Genomic DNA, 15,107 nt, shown 5'->3' with positions numbered 1-15,107 from the left:
TTCCCTTAGTTTTTGATATTTAAATCATTCGCCTTCATGATCTATAACAGTGAACTTGTCTTTAGGAAGGTAATTCATGATCATAAGTTCCAGCTTTTCTCCCTTAACAGGCTTAGGCAGATAATCTTTAAATCCAATTCCAAGATACTCTTCTCTCATACCGGTCATAGCATTAGCTGTAAGCATAATGACAGGTGTATCTTTATTCAGGTTATCAGGAAGTTCCTTCATCCTGGTGAAAGTTTCGATTCCGTCCATTCCCGGCATGAGGTGATCCATAAATATAATGTCATACTTGAACCTGGTAACGAGTTCCAACGCTTCTTCACCATTTTGCGCTGTATCAACTGTGATAAGCGAAGGTTCGATAAGCTTTTTGAAAAGCTTTAAGTTTACTTTGGTATCATCTACTGCAAGGATTCTTACAGTTGGTGCTTCAAACAGATGATATCTTTCTTTGACGTTGGTGTTTCCTCTGTTATCTACGCTTAGGTTACCAATAGGCCTTGCATCAGCGATCTTCTGCTGGAAGGTGGCAATAAAGGTCGAGCCTTTGCCATACGTACTTTCAACTTCTATATCACCGCCCATTGCAAGGCATATATCACGGCTAAGAGGCATTCCAAGTCCGGTACCTTCCACCTTTGCATTTCTGGTCATTTCGAGACGTCCGAACTTTTCAAATACTTTTTCTATATCGTCCCCATTAATTCCTATTCCGGTATCGATTACCTTTACTATGAGTTTGGCCTTTTTGCCTTCACTCTGGCATTCAACCTTCATGGTTACGCTGCCTTCATCCGTGTATTTAACAGCGTTAGTCAGCATGTTTACGATTACCTGTCTTACACGGACCATATCTCCAATAAGGCTTCCGGGAACGTTCTCATCACATGTAACATAGAACTTTAGATTCTTTTTTTCTGCCCTGTCACGGATTATATTGCAGCTATCCTGTATGAGCGAAGCCACATCGTATTTTTCATTGATAAGTTCTATCTTACCTGACTCGATCCTGGAAAGATCAAGGATATCATTTATAAGTGAAAGGAGTGTATTGCCTGACTGAATCGCAGATTCTGCGCAGGATTTAAGCTCAGGATCAGTTTCGTTTCTCAGTATGATCTCATTCATTCCAAGAACTGCATTGATAGGTGTCCTGATCTCATGGCTCATGGAGATAATAAAATTATCCTTGGCCTTGGTCGCGCTCTGGGCTATATCACGCTGCCTTTCAGCTTCTATCCTATAGCGGTTCGAGATGTTCTTTTCATTCTCAGCATCTCTTCTTGCCTTATCGAGGCTGTTCATAGTCTCCATGAGTTTCCTATAGTCAGGTGTCTCAAGCAGGAAAAGAACTCCCAACGCGCCGAATGCAACGAAGAATTCATCCAGCATGTAATCAGTAAGGATAAATGTTCTAAGCGCAACTCCGCCTATAACAAGTGTATAGAACAAAACCATGATATGTATTTCAAGAAGGGTAAGTACCATGTTGCCGAGTACAACAAGTATAAGGGAGTAGATCGTAATGCACACAGGAAGAGCGAACATTACAAAGAACAAAGGTCCATGGGTATATCCGTTAAAGTGATCAAAGTTATTAAAGAATCCGAATATGCCATTAAATACCATTGTGAAAAAAGAGATAAGAACAAAGATCTTGGCCGGAAGCATCTTAGACTTATAGTCATGATTGCCTGTTCGCAGATCTATAAGACTTGCTATATAAGAGCAGATATAATATGTCATCATTATCTGACACATATAATAGATACCGTAATTAAGTTTACAGAACAGTACGGGGAATGTCAGGGCATTACTGATGCAAAAGGCGTTTACTATATCAAATATTGAAGTTAAGATCGCAAAAACAACAAATCTTATATATTTCTGGTTTTCTGAAGTTTCCGAATAACGAACCTTCATAACCGCATAGATAAAGCACAGAAGAAGTGCCCCGGCAAAATCAAGGTCGATGTTAAAGTTTAGTAGAATCTTACTGCCAGTCATGTCTTTCTCCTTAAATAAAGAAAATAATCCAGAACACTTTCCCCATTGATCCCGATATATAAAAAACTCAGCGGTGTTTCGTTCCCGCTGAGTTAAATATATCATTTTGAATCATTCTATGTAAAGATACGCATCATCTATCGTACCCCAGGCACCGGAAGCGCCTTTTACATAAATAGTTACTGTAAGTATATCTCCGGCATCTGCCTCGATAACATCTGTTGTAGGATTAGTCCATTCAAGCCAGCCGGTTACTTTAGTTTCTGCAGTTACAGAGGTTCCTTTAGTTTCATTAGTAACAGTGATCGTGATCACCTGATCATCACCTGCATCGCCGCCCTGAATCATCATGGATGCTGTATAATTTCCTGAATGTATAGCTGTATAGGTCTGAGTAGCTGTAAACTCAACCGCAGTCTGGGACCAGAAATGAAGTCCATACTCGCCTCTGTAAACATCTTCTGTATCTACCCAGGGTCCATTACCTTCAAGGAGCCATCCTGAATCATCTCCTGTTTCAAAATCACTGTTTTCAAGAAGGCTTTCAGGAAGAACAGTTATCTTAATGATAACTCTTGACGTGTTGTCTTCTTCATCAGACAGGATATCTGTTACAGTACCAAAAAGCTTGTATTCTCCGAATTCTTTAATATTAGAATAATCATCCCACTCAACGGGGAGATCTAGTCTTACATCGCCTGTATATTCTCCTTTTACAGTCTTTGGAAGATATAAAGAAATGTCTTCGCCAAGACTTACAGTAATTCCTGACGGGGTTAATGCTCCCTCGAATTCCATTCCTTCGACTTCGTTACCTTCATATACGTATCCAAATGTTTTTAAAGAATAAAGAGGATATCCTGCAAAATCAAAAAGTGCCTGATTATCCCAGGAGCTTCCACCATAGTACTGGCCCGCATCATCAGGATCATAAACTGATGCATAACTTGAAGCCCATCCTGCGCCATATTTTTCCCAGGCAGCGCTATTAGCTTTTAATGTATCGCTGGCATTATCAGTAGTATCAGCATATACATTTACAGGAATCCATGCAGGCTCCCAGTAAAACATTCCTATTCCTGCATCTCCGACATCGGCTACTGCTTTGATTACATTTCTTATTACTTCACTCTGGCCCTGAACAGAGATCGAATACTCACTACTGTCATCATTGCTTCCCTTGCCTACGGTATTGCCTGAGCCGTCTCCGTCATCTAATGTATATGCCCATGAAGTCTCGGCTACCATGACTTTTTTACCATAAGTATCTGCTACATTTTTAAGAGTATCAGTAAGATTTTCAAGCGTTCCATGCCAGTAAGGGTAATAGGAAGTTGCAAAAACGTCGTAGTCTACGCCTGTATCATCCAGCATTTTAGCTATTTCCATATAATCTCTTTGAGGATTGGAATAATGAACTGCAACATATGCATCAGGGAAAACCTCACGTACAGCCTTACTACCGGCGCTATATAGTTTGCATTTCTCAGAATTGGAAGTTACTCCTGCCATTCCGGAATCTGTTTCATTTCCTACTGCTACGAGACCTACATCAACACCTGCGTCCTTAAGTTTTTCAAGGGATTCTTTAGTGTAATCATATAAAGTAGTTTCTTTTTCTGAAATGCTCATGCCCTCCCAGGCTTTGGGACACATCTGCTTGTTGGGATCTGCCCAGAAATCTGAATAGTGAAAATCTATATAGACTTTCATTCCGGCATTGGTCGCATATTCTCCCATGGATATCGCTCTATCTATGTCACAGTTACCGCCGCCATATCCGTTGCCATTTTCATCATACGGGTCGTTCCAGACACGGATCCTGACATAGTTGACGCCGCTATCAGCAAGGAGATCAAAAAATCCCTGGCTGTCAATATCGTTTCCTTCATAGTCCTTGAATACTACTCCGCTTTCAATCTCTGAGAGAAAAGAGGAGATATCCACACCTCTCATGAAATCTTCAGAAAGGCCATCTATCTTTTGGACATATACCTGTTTATCTTTGTAATAATCTCCGTTTGAATCGACAGTTTTAATTCCTATAGCTTCTGTATCATCAATAACTATATCTGATGTAGTGTTATCCGAAATATCTTCATTAGATGAAGACGAGTCTGTATCTGCACTTGATGCTGATATCGATTCAGTAGATGCACTACTTGCAGATGCTCCGTTTTCACTTTGAGATGAATTATTATTGCTACATGCAGATAAAGATAGTGCTGAAAGACTAATTGCTAATAAGAATGATATTTTTGAAGTTAGTTTTTTGACCATTATATCCCCCTATATATTGAATGTCACAACAGATGCAGTTTTAAGAACATACTAATATAGTACAGCATTATCAAAGCATGCGTTCATTAAATAATTACTAAATCTGTGCGCAACATCTTGCGCCTTCTATTACATCCCTTCCTTATCGTTTTTCAGGGCAGGATTTTCCTATAAAAAAACTGCAGACCATAGCTTTTGCTATCAGTCTGCAGCCTTTAATCCATCTTCATCGTCTTTAATAAACATTGCCGGTATACGACCATATCTGAGCGTTTTAAGGTGCTTTTTTCTTGCATCAACGATCTTTTTTTCATCATCATCAAGGCACCTTTTGGCCTCTTCTATAAGTTCCTCAAGTCTTCTTTGCTTAGCCTTTTCATTCTCCAAAAGAGACTGGAGTATCATAACGCGTTCTGCCTTACCTGACTTATCCCATTTTTCTTTCAGAAATCTTGTGGATCTGTCATGTGCCTGAAAATCAGGAAATATGTCAGGATTAACCTGAGAAAAGGTGAAATGCTCTTTTCTAAGCTGGTCTAATATATCAGCCGCACTGCGGTCTTCTTTAACATTCTTCATATACTACGCCTTCCTAATATCCCCTAAACGTACATAGTAAGTATAGCTTACAAATCAAATTATTATCAATAACTTGGTAATGTTTTTTCCGATTTTATGCCATTTTCTCAAGATAGCCCTGTATTTTTTGTGAACTATTCACAGTTTTGACTTTTGCTATACGTGAATTTATAATTAAATTGTGGTTTTGTGTACATTTCCATCTTTAGGAGGACACACTTTTTTATGAAGCGTACTATGACCTCTAATCTACTGCCGGGCATGGTCCTAGCAGAAAATGTTTACACGTACAATAATGACCAACTGATTCTTCCAAAAGGCGCCGTTCTGGATGATAAATCAATTGCCAAGTTGGAATTCTATTCTACTGTCAACGTTTTAGTTGAAGATGAAATAGAAGAAATCTCCCAGCCATCAATTGATGAACTTCAGACTCTTTCTTACGCCCAAAGACTTCAGCAGACATCTGAATTTAAGCAGTTCAAGCAGGATTTTGAAGCTGCAGCTTCAGGTTTTGAAAGAAATGTAAATAACATCGTTCGCAATGACACTCCCATTGATGTTGATGCAATTACAGCTCCTGTACTTGATCTTATCAACTCCACCAATGGTCCTTCCAGTGTTTTTGATATGATGCATTCGCTTCGTCAATATGATGATGCAACATATACTCATTGTATCAATGTTGCTCTCATCAGCAATGTTGCAGGGCAATGGCTTAAGATGTCAGAAGACGACATCAAGATATTAACTACAGCAGGTCTTCTTCATGATATTGGTAAGCTTGTCATTCCCGAACAGATAATAACCAAACCTGCCAAGCTGACAGAATACGAATACACTATTGTACAGACACATCCACAGGAAGGCTACAAGATCTTAAAGAATTCCGATCTGGATCCTCACATCAAAAATGCAGCTCTCATGCATCATGAACGCTGTGATGGCTCAGGATATCCCCTTCACCTTCAGGGGCCTCAGATCGATCCTTTTGCAAAGATTGTTGCAATTGCAGATGTATATGATGCTATGACCAGTGCACGTGTTTATCGTGGTCCTTTGTGTCCTTTCGTTGCCATTTCTCTTTTTGAAAGTGAAGGACTTCAGAAATACGACACCAATGCTATCATGACCTTCCTTAGTAATATTGTTAATACTTATCTCCTTAACCGCGTCCGTCTTAATAATGGTCTGGAAGGTGATATTGTATTTATTAACAGAAACCATCTGTCCAAACCTACTATAAGAATCGGTGAGAAATATGTAGATCTCGCCCAGACTCCGGATCTTTACATCGAAGAAATAATATGACAAACAGAAATTCTACTCTTGATAATGCTAAAGCTTTTGCTATTTTTGTGGTCGTTCTGGCACACGTGCTTCGGAACGGCCGCTATTTTACGTACTTTGTTCCGGCTGCAGTGCCGGTATTTTTCATGCTTTCGGGTTTTACCTATCGAAATGGTATATCTTTTTTATCCTTTCTGGAAAAAAAGTTCCGGACGATCGTGGTTCCTTACCTGTTTGCGGGAATCATAAGCATCTTAATATTTTCTTTTCTTGGAAAATTCGCATCTAAAACTCTTGGCGAAGGAATTTCCACAACAGACATCCTTCCGAATATAGGATATATGCTTTATGGAAGCGGTAAGAATGACCATATGAAATGGAATAATTCTCTTTGGTTTCTGCCTTGCCTGTTTGTTGTCATGCTGCTCGTATATTTTATTGAGACTATAGTTTCTATAGCAAAGCAAAATCAGTTCCACAGGCTTATACTTCGTCTTATACTGTGCCTTCTATGCCTTACTGTAGGTCTTTACATTACAAGAAAGCATGGCAATATTGCACTGCCATGGCATATCGAAACAGCACTTTGTAATGTGATCTTTGTAGAGATCGGGCTGATAATAGCCCCAAGAGTAAAGTCTATAGATGTAGTTTCCAAAAATTCTGCCGTTAAAAAATGGGCATATCTTATCATCTTCTCTATTTTTGCAATTGCATTTGCATATTTTAACGGTGAAACAAGTGCAAGAACCGATGAATATGGAAGAAGCTTTATACTGTACTTTCTTAGCGCTCTGTGCTTTGCTCTGGCCTACCTGTATGCAGGAAGTCTTATAGGAAACTCCATAAGTGCTGTCAGCTATGTAGGTATGAATACTCTTCCTATACTTATGTGGAACAAGTATCCTGTAATACTTTTACAGACTGTTATAGGCAAGTTTACAAAAATACTGGCAGCGCCTTCATCTCCTACTGCACTTATCTCTGCTGTCATTCCAGCACTTATTGCAATAATGATATGTCTTATAGCAGGTAAGGTTCAGCTACTTATTCTTCCGATCACACTTGGAAGAAAACCTGCTTCCAAGCAGTAAGAAAAGCTTTTTACTACTTCTGTTCAATATTTGTGTCTAATAAAAAAGCCAGTCTTAAAGCATATTTCAAATGCTATAAGACTGGTTATTGTTTTAATTCAATATGTACTTGGACCTATCACGCCATCTTAAGTTCAAATTTTCTGACTTCCTCATCAGTATCGACTTTCTCGATCTGAGCGCCAAGTTCTCTTAACTTGATATCAAAGTCTTCATATCCTCTTTCAATGAAATGAATATTGTCTATTGTTGTAAAGCCATCCGCTGTAAGAGCTGCGATCACAAGAGCTGCTCCTGCACGAAGATCAGGTGCTGATATATCTGCTCCTGAATATCTCTCAACGCCGTTTACGATTGCTGCAGTACCTTCTACCTTAATGTTGGCTCCCATTCTTGCGAGCTGATCAACATACTTGAAACGGTTCTCAAAGATACTTTCAGTAACGATACTAACGCCACTGGCAAGGCCAAGCGCTACTGTTATCTGTGGCTGCATATCTGTAGGGAATCCCGGATATGGAAGAGTCTTAACATGTGTTGCCAAAGGACGTCTTCTTGCCTCTACTCTTACTGCGTCATCAGATTCATGGATCACGCATCCCATTTCTATAAGCTTAGCTGAAATAGATTCAAGGTGCTTAGGAATAACGTTCTTTATGATCACATCGCCTCTTGTAGCAGCTGCTGCCACCATAAATGTTCCTGCTTCGATCTGGTCAGGAATAATTGTATATTCACTACCATGAAGCTTCTGAACACCCTTAATACGGATAACATCTGTACCGGCGCCCTTAATGTTGGCACCCATACTGTTAAGGAAGTTAGCAACGTCAACTACATGCGGCTCTTTAGCTGCATTTTCAATGATAGTCTGACCATTAGCCATAGATGCAGCAAGCATGATATTGATGGTAGCTCCGACTGATACCATATCAAGATAGATATGGCTGCCAACAAGCTGCTCTGCTTCTGCATTGATAATAGCATGCTCTATATTAACTGTTGCACCAAGTGCATTAAAGCCTTTGATATGCTGATCGATAGGACGAAGACCTATCTCGCATCCACCGGGAAGTGCAACCTGTGCATGCTTATATTTACCCAAAAGAGCTCCTATAAGATAATAAGACGCTCTCATCTTCTTAATAAATTCGTTCTCAATAGTGTGATTGCATATATGGGCAGCATTGATCTTTACACTGTGTCTGTCTACACGGTCAACAATAACGCCAATGCTTTCCATAGCCTGAAGAAGGATATTAGTATCCCTTTCATCCGGCATATTATCTATATATACTGTTTCATCAGTCATGATCGCAGCAGCCAGAATAGCAAGTGCTGCATTCTTGGCACCGCCTATCTCAACTTCACCTGCAAGCGGATTACCGCCTTTAATGACATATCTTTCCATATTTAACCTCATGTCGCGAGCAAAGCGAGTGACTAATGGTTGAAGTGGTGGAGCTCGCGACACCACTTTGTGAAGTTTGAAAATTTTATTTTCAAACTTAAACCTCATGCCTCGAATAAAACGTAAGACATTTGCCTGATACTACGTATTAATTAAACGCTCGCACAAATCAGTATTATAACAACGAATAGCATTTTTTGCAACTTAAAGAGCATATGCGAAAAAGGTAGAAAACATCACCTTTTTCGCATATCAGCCATGTCAATACAAGTAATTAAGCGGATTTACCTGAACTCCGTTAATAAGGATCTCGAAGTGAAGATGAGCACCTGTGCTGACACCTGTGTTACCACTAAGAGCAATCTTCTGGCCCTGGGATACATGATCTCCTACAGAAACAAGTATCTTGGACAGATGACCATATCTTGTCTGTCTTCCATCCGGATGATCGATATATATTACATATCCATATCCTGATCCCCATCCTGCTCTAGAAACAACGCCGCCTGATGATGCCATTACCGCAGTTCCTACAGGAGTAGCCCAGTCAACACCTTTATGATATGAGCTGGCTCCGGCTGTAGGCCTTGATCTGTATCCAAATCCAGAGCTTAATCGTCCACCGGAAATTGGCTTGATATAAGTAGGTGGTACTATAGTTCCTCTTTCAACTATCTTAGCTACTGCTTCGTATATAACTTCTTCCTTGATAGTATCCTGAGCAACTTCTTTATCGTTCTCATAATAGTTTAAAACAATTGCATTATGTCGTCCGTCTGAAGGTTCCTGAAGTACAACGGTCTTGGTGGTGTACCATGAATCGTTATCTACATACTGAACTTCAGCCTGATAGTCTTCTTCAATATATTCAAGCTCGGTTCTTACTACTGTAAGTTCCGGTTCAGGAACTGTAACTATGATCTCATCTTCGATTCTTATGATAGAATTCTCATTCTCGATAGTAGGATTCATTGCGATAAGATCTTCAATAGTCAGATTATATTCTGCAGCGATCGTTCCAAGAGTATCCCCCTGCTGAACTTCGTATATCTGATTAGTCTCCTGATCCTTAGTCACTTCTTCTATAGCAACTGCAAGATCTGTAAGTTCGCTTTCAGGAAGATAAGCTTCTACTACTTCAACCTTATCTCCGAAATCAAGTGTTTTAACACCAAGATCATAATCGGCAAAATCCATCTCATCTGAAGAAAAATCTGCGTCTTCCATGAAAACTTCATCAAGGTACTCAGCAATTCCATATGACTTGAATTCACTGATGGATCCAGAAACCTCAAAGTAGTTATCAACAGATGAAACAACTTCTGTTGTAAGAACATTAACTTCCCTGTCAGGATCAAGTATCAACGTAGCTTCAAACTCGTCATCAAAGTCATACTTGTCGAGAGCAGCATTCAGAATCTGCAGAACTTCTTCCTTAGATGCTACATTAACACAGAAATCATTGATCTTGATTGTATAACATCTGCTAAGTGTTCCCTTTTCATTCTTTTGTAGAACTGCCTTCATCTTATTGATGACCGCATCTGAATCATCCATTTTCTGCCATACGACATGATCGCCGGTTACTTCCAGATCAGCTCTTGCAAGTACAAGCTCACTGTTATCAAGCTGTAAAAGTCTTCTGGCTTCTCTGAGATACTCATATGCCTGTTCTTTGGATGAAGCAATTCCGACATTTTCTCCATTAAGCGTAATATAATAAATATTATCTTCTGAAAAATCCGCTCTAATGAACCCTGGGATAAAGAATAACCATATAAACGCAAATACAAGTGATGCTCTTATGAACCAATATCCTATTTTTCTGTAATGTCTAGTAAGATGTTTCATTTAAAAATTTAAAATCCCCAAAATATTTAATACATTTACAGCTATGCCCGCAAGTACTGCAATTAGTGTTATCACAGAAACGGTTGTGCATGCATGATTTTTATCTGTTGCAAGATGAAGTGCCTCGATCTTTCGATCCAGCTCTTTTTGCTTTTCAGAAAGACCCTCAAGGGTTCTCTGAAGCTGACCTGATGTTTCATCAGCTACGCTTATCGCAAGATGATCGTTCTCATCCACGATTCTTTTTATTATATCATCTGTCAGCTTCTTATTCTCATCCTGGGCAGAAGCCTGAACATTTCTGTATACCTGAACGCCTATATCATGAGTGTATTTGTGCTCTTCGTCAAGTCTTTTATTTATCTGATCTATAAAATCCCTGTTCTTGTCATCCAGTCCTGCGCTAAGGGCATCAACAAGGGTCTTATTATTGTCTTCTACACCTTTATCGAGGGCTTCAATAAGAGCCTTATTACTGCTTTCTACACTTTCTCTTACGGCTTCGATAATTGCCTTGTTGCTATCTTCAAAGTCACCTGCAAGTGAATCAATAAGCTTTTTACTGCTTTCATCTATATTTTTGCTCAAAAGCTCCAGATTCTTTTTGGTCTCTTCGTTATCAGCAGCTTTTGAACTATTATTAACTTTACCTGCAAGATCTGAGATCAGTGATTTAAGCTCATCAGCCTTCTTACGAATCTCCTCAAGTTCATGCTGATACTGAACCACCTGAGTTCTAAGTCTTTCTGTTTCAGCAGCTTCTGCAGCTGCATTAGCTTTGATCATTTCAGTAGCACTTATCTTATCTGCAAGTTTATCCATTAGATTATCCACGATCCTTTCTCCCCATGTTCTGCTGTCTTTTTTCAATGCTGCACCTCCCAAAAACGAAGATATGGTAACATTCTGTATAAAAAATGCACATAGGTTATTGTATATAATGCACAATATCTTATATGGTTATCTCATTTTTTTGTGCATGTTAACTGTGTCTTTACTGCTTGTTCATATTTTATACATAAAACATGTCTATAGTATAGATAGTTAAATGATTCAGACAAACAGATAGATATTTTTTCATAATAGCCCGGGTGCCGAGAGGTGCTCGGGCACTCCTCATTAATGGACTTTTATTCCATTTTCTGATTCTCCAGTTTGCTGGCTATCTCCAAAATCTCATTGTTAAGCGAAAGCATACGTGCATCAAGTTCTGATACCATATGCGCACATTCTAAAAGCTCTGTATTAATATGTGTGGGAGCGTTACCTTCGAACTTGTATTGTATCTTATGCTCAAGTGAAGCCCAGAAATCCATGGCTACAGTTCTTATCTGTATTTCAACCTTAGTATCAATGATACGGTCAGAAAGGTATACAGGAACAGTGACTACCATATGATATGATCTGTAGCCACTAGCCTTAGGATTCATAATATAATCTTTAACGGCTATTATCCTTATATCACTTTGATTACTGATAATATCCGCTATTGTATAAATATCGTTTGTGAATGAGCATATTACTCTGATACCGGCAATATCATTAACATACTTGACCATATTTTCAATGGTGGACTCATAGCCATGACGCTTAAGCTTCTTGACTATACTCTCAGATGTCTTGATCCTTGCCTTGATATGCTCAATAGGATTATAACGATGAACCTGTTGAAATTCATCATTCATAATCTCTATCTTAGTATTGATCTGTTTAAGTGCTGAATGATAGACGAGTGTAACCTGCTCCCAGGTATGAATATCCTGCTCGTTCCCTATTTTAAGCTCCAAAATTGTTCCCTCAATTATAATTTATTTTTGCTATCCCGTTTATTACCCCTGCATACCTTGTAAAAGTACTACTGATATTACCCCTAAAATCAGTTTTTTACTTCTTATTAAAAGTGGTATGTCAAAATATAATCCCACATATATATTACATTCAAATGGGTATATTTGGCAAATTTTGCACACCTTAGTTCCAATAATCTTTATTAAGGCTGCATGCCCTTACAAAGCGCTTTGGAAGGCGATTATAAATTTTACCGAGCTTGAAACCTATATATCTGCTGCCTACAAGCATTATATAATGCGGTATTCTATAGGCTTTATGCATATCCTGAAGATACCTAATGGTTCCTTTGACCATCTTTGCACCCTCAGATTCATTGGATAATCCTTCAAAGATTTCAGGATGCTCTTTTTGTGATACTCCTATATCAAAATTCCTGTGGAACTGCTGCATGCATGTGTAGTTGTGTGAATGAACCACTCCTGCAACAGGCACGTATCTTGTTGCATATCCTGCCTGTATCGCTGTTCCTGCATAAACCATATCCTCATTGAAAATAGCTTTTCTGATAAATCCGCCAAGCTTATCATAAATGCTACGTCTATACATAGCACAGACATTTGAACAAAAATATGTTTTGATTCCAAGCTTTTCTACATCAGCCTGAGTTTTTCTTATGGATGTCACAGAATAATTGAACTTTCTTGCATACAGTTCTTCAGGGCTGCAATCAGGTCTTGGTATCTGCCTTGCATAAGAAACTGCAAGCTTATCATCACCATCAAATGCTTTAACAAGCTCTTCTATAAGATTTCTGTCTGCAGGAATGGCATCCTGAGTCATACATACAAAAAATTCTGCATCAGAAAAAAGAACTCCCTCATGTCTTGTACGTCCATGATCAAATTCTTTTTTGGATATATGAAAAACTGTCACTTCCGGATATCTTGATGTAAGCTCTTCATCGCTTATGAGTTTTGAAAGCTCCTTCTGCTCAGTATTCATAAGAATGATCTTTGAAGGCTTAACTGTCTGTTCGCATAATCTGTCTAAAAGCGTAAACAGTTCTTTATCAGGTTTGTATGTAGGTATTATCACATCAATATCATACATATCTAATCTCCATTTAGGTCTGTCTTTAGGGCTTATATTTTTATCTTGAGAAAACATATTCTCAACATGCCACGAGCCGGAGTATATTCCCCGGCTCGATTTTATCATATTCAAGATGTAAATTGTAAAACAAAGATTCTCTTAGTTGGACAATCCAGCAGTTTTACCTGCAACATATTCGCTGTATTCCTTAACTGTATCGGAACATGTATATCCGGATTCACCAAACAAGAATTCGTGAAGCCATACAACGTTAGATTCCAGAGAAATAGGTGCTACAACACTTGCTCCACCAACTTTACCTGTTGCACGCATAGATTCCTGAGGAAAACCATTTTCTGCAACAATTTTGTAGTCACTGATCTTACCAAGAAGTTCAACTATTTTGGAAAGTTCAAGAGATGTAGCCATCTCGTCAAATACCTTGTTTGCAATGTTAGTAAGTGTATCTGTGCTGGCACCATGTGCTTTATCCATGATTGCCTGGATAACTTCTCTCTGACGAGCAGCACGGGCAAAGTCATTACCTGCTGTATATCTGATACGACAGTATGCTGTTGCCTGAAGGCCGTCCAGAGTCTGCATTCCTGTAGAAGTAACTTCTGTATAGCTGATTCCAAGCTCTTTAGCCATTGTCTGCTGATAGTTGTTGATATGCTGGATCTCTGCGTCATCAACTTCTATCTGCACACCACCAAGTTCATTGATGATATCTGTAAGACCACCAAATCCGATGGTTACAAAGTCTGTAATATCAAGATCGAGATTGGTATTGAGCATATTGATAGCCTGCTGTGGTCCGCCATATGCATATGCAGCGTTACACTTGTCATATCCCCTGTCTTCTGTAAGATTGAGGTATGTATCACGATATACACTACAAAGCTTTATCTCACCTGTATCCTGATTGATAGAAGCAATGATTATACAGTCAGAACGAGTTCCTGATGAAAGTATACCCTTTGTTGAGTCGACTCCAAAGAGTGCTATATTCCAGTAACCTTTCATGGTCTCATTATTTTTAACTGTTTCTGCGATATTCTGATCAAGCTCTTCTTCATCAACTTTAACTTCTGTTACGCTTGTAAGTCCTGCTTTAATAAATACAAAGTAAGCAGCAACACCAAGAATAGCAATAACAAGTATTTCTGCTATGATAATAGCAATAGTCTTTTTATTGTTTTTCTTTCTGCCACGTCCTGATGCAGCAGGTCTTCCGTTCTGTGGATAACCTCCCTGAGGTCTTGCTCCCTGCTGTGGGTATCTTCCCTGTGGTGGTCTTCCCTGTGAATATCCGTTACCCTGTGAATAGCCACCGCCATAGCCTTGAGAATATCCGTTTCCTTGTGGGTATCCGTTTCCACCTGCAGGTCTTCCTTGTGAGTAACCGCCTTGTGGTCTTGCTCCCTGCTGTGGAGCTCTTCCCTGGGGTCTTCCCTGCTGTGGTCTTGCTCCCTGAGGAGCTCTTCCGGTTCCATTATACTGAGGCCTTCCCTGACCATTATTTACAGGTCTTCCGGTAGGTCTTCCATCGCCTGACCTGTTATAGTTTCCTCTTCCTTCATGGTTATTGTAATTCGACATGTCATTCTCCTTTGCCGCAACCTTGAAAAATAGAATGCGGTCATTTTGCGGCCTCCAACAAAACAATTCTCCCTTGACCACTTGTCTATTTTGCCACAAAACGC

The 15,107-nt window shown here is 39.3% G+C and carries 11 protein-coding genes; 2 read left to right on the top strand and 9 right to left on the bottom strand.

Features of this window, described 5'->3' with window-relative positions:
* Positions 1-24: 24 nt before the first annotated feature.
* The 3 genes from WAA20_RS02840 to WAA20_RS02830 all read right to left on the bottom strand — a co-directional run bounded on the left by WAA20_RS02840 (position 25) and on the right by WAA20_RS02830 (position 4,872).
* Positions 25-2,013 carry a response regulator gene (locus WAA20_RS02840; protein WP_073387251.1) on the bottom strand — a complete coding sequence of 663 codons (1,989 nt, stop codon included), beginning with the start codon at positions 2,011-2,013 and terminating at the stop codon, positions 25-27.
* 111 nt (positions 2,014-2,124) lie between these two features.
* Positions 2,125-4,293, bottom strand: coding sequence for a glycosyl hydrolase 53 family protein (locus WAA20_RS02835; protein WP_073387252.1), 2,169 nt, complete (start codon positions 4,291-4,293; stop codon positions 2,125-2,127).
* A gap of 201 nt (positions 4,294-4,494) precedes the next feature.
* Positions 4,495-4,872, bottom strand: a complete 378-nt coding sequence (locus WAA20_RS02830) for a hypothetical protein (RefSeq protein WP_073387254.1) — start codon at positions 4,870-4,872, stop codon at positions 4,495-4,497.
* A gap of 225 nt (positions 4,873-5,097) precedes the next feature.
* Here WAA20_RS02830 and WAA20_RS02825 point away from each other — a divergent pair, with 225 nt between their 5' ends.
* Complete coding sequence (locus WAA20_RS02825; RefSeq protein ID WP_073387255.1) at positions 5,098-6,183, top strand: HD-GYP domain-containing protein; 1,086 nt, start codon at positions 5,098-5,100, stop codon at positions 6,181-6,183.
* Entirely contained in the window at positions 6,180-7,256 is a 1,077-nt protein-coding gene (locus WAA20_RS02820) for an acyltransferase (RefSeq protein ID WP_073387257.1), read from the top strand. Before WAA20_RS02825 ends, WAA20_RS02820 begins: the two co-directional genes overlap by 4 nt.
* A gap of 118 nt (positions 7,257-7,374) precedes the next feature.
* Here WAA20_RS02820 and WAA20_RS02815 read toward each other — a convergent pair whose 3' ends face one another.
* The 6 genes from WAA20_RS02815 to WAA20_RS02790 all read right to left on the bottom strand — a co-directional run bounded on the left by WAA20_RS02815 (position 7,375) and on the right by WAA20_RS02790 (position 15,003).
* Positions 7,375-8,667 (bottom strand): UDP-N-acetylglucosamine 1-carboxyvinyltransferase, encoded by a 1,293-nt coding sequence (locus WAA20_RS02815; RefSeq protein WP_073387258.1) that lies wholly within the window; start codon positions 8,665-8,667, stop codon positions 7,375-7,377.
* 261 nt (positions 8,668-8,928) lie between these two features.
* Positions 8,929-10,518, bottom strand: a complete 1,590-nt coding sequence (locus WAA20_RS02810; protein ID WP_073390468.1) for a M23 family metallopeptidase — start codon at positions 10,516-10,518, stop codon at positions 8,929-8,931.
* A complete protein-coding gene (locus WAA20_RS02805) occupies positions 10,519-11,388 on the bottom strand; it encodes a hypothetical protein (protein ID WP_073390467.1) in 870 nt (289 codons plus the stop codon). It lies immediately after the preceding gene.
* Positions 11,389-11,648: 260 nt separating this feature from the next.
* Positions 11,649-12,305: a GTP pyrophosphokinase family protein gene (locus WAA20_RS02800; protein WP_073390465.1), complete on the bottom strand. Its 657-nt coding sequence runs from the start codon at positions 12,303-12,305 to the stop codon at positions 11,649-11,651.
* 184 nt (positions 12,306-12,489) lie between these two features.
* Entirely contained in the window at positions 12,490-13,419 is a 930-nt protein-coding gene (locus tag WAA20_RS02795; RefSeq protein WP_073390464.1) for a glycosyltransferase, read from the bottom strand.
* Positions 13,420-13,560: 141 nt separating this feature from the next.
* Positions 13,561-15,003 (bottom strand): LCP family protein, encoded by a 1,443-nt coding sequence (locus WAA20_RS02790; RefSeq protein ID WP_073390462.1) that lies wholly within the window; start codon positions 15,001-15,003, stop codon positions 13,561-13,563.
* Positions 15,004-15,107 lie beyond the last annotated feature (104 nt).

It is taken from the genome of Butyrivibrio fibrisolvens, from assembly GCF_037113525.1.
Classification (GTDB): domain Bacteria; phylum Bacillota; class Clostridia; order Lachnospirales; family Lachnospiraceae; genus Butyrivibrio; species Butyrivibrio fibrisolvens.
Note: the sequence above shows the minus strand (reverse complement) of the source record. Positions and strands in the feature narration are given on the sequence as shown.

Excerpts from the sequence above, each read along its gene's own strand:
- WAA20_RS02825 (WP_073387255.1), top strand. The coding sequence starts at position 5,098 with ATGAAGCGTACTATGACCTCTAATCTACTGCCGGGCATGGTCCTAGCA.
- WAA20_RS02840 (WP_073387251.1), bottom strand. The coding sequence starts at position 2,013 with ATGACTGGCAGTAAGATTCTACTAAACTTTAACATCGACCTTGATTTT.
- WAA20_RS02815 (WP_073387258.1), bottom strand. The coding sequence starts at position 8,667 with ATGGAAAGATATGTCATTAAAGGCGGTAATCCGCTTGCAGGTGAAGTT.
- WAA20_RS02830 (WP_073387254.1), bottom strand. The coding sequence starts at position 4,872 with ATGAAGAATGTTAAAGAAGACCGCAGTGCGGCTGATATATTAGACCAG.
- WAA20_RS02820 (WP_073387257.1), top strand. The coding sequence starts at position 6,180 with ATGACAAACAGAAATTCTACTCTTGATAATGCTAAAGCTTTTGCTATT.
- WAA20_RS02835 (WP_073387252.1), bottom strand. The coding sequence starts at position 4,293 with ATGGTCAAAAAACTAACTTCAAAAATATCATTCTTATTAGCAATTAGT.
- WAA20_RS02795 (WP_073390464.1), bottom strand. The coding sequence starts at position 13,419 with ATGTATGATATTGATGTGATAATACCTACATACAAACCTGATAAAGAA.
- WAA20_RS02790 (WP_073390462.1), bottom strand. The coding sequence starts at position 15,003 with ATGTCGAATTACAATAACCATGAAGGAAGAGGAAACTATAACAGGTCA.
- WAA20_RS02810 (WP_073390468.1), bottom strand. The coding sequence starts at position 10,518 with ATGAAACATCTTACTAGACATTACAGAAAAATAGGATATTGGTTCATA.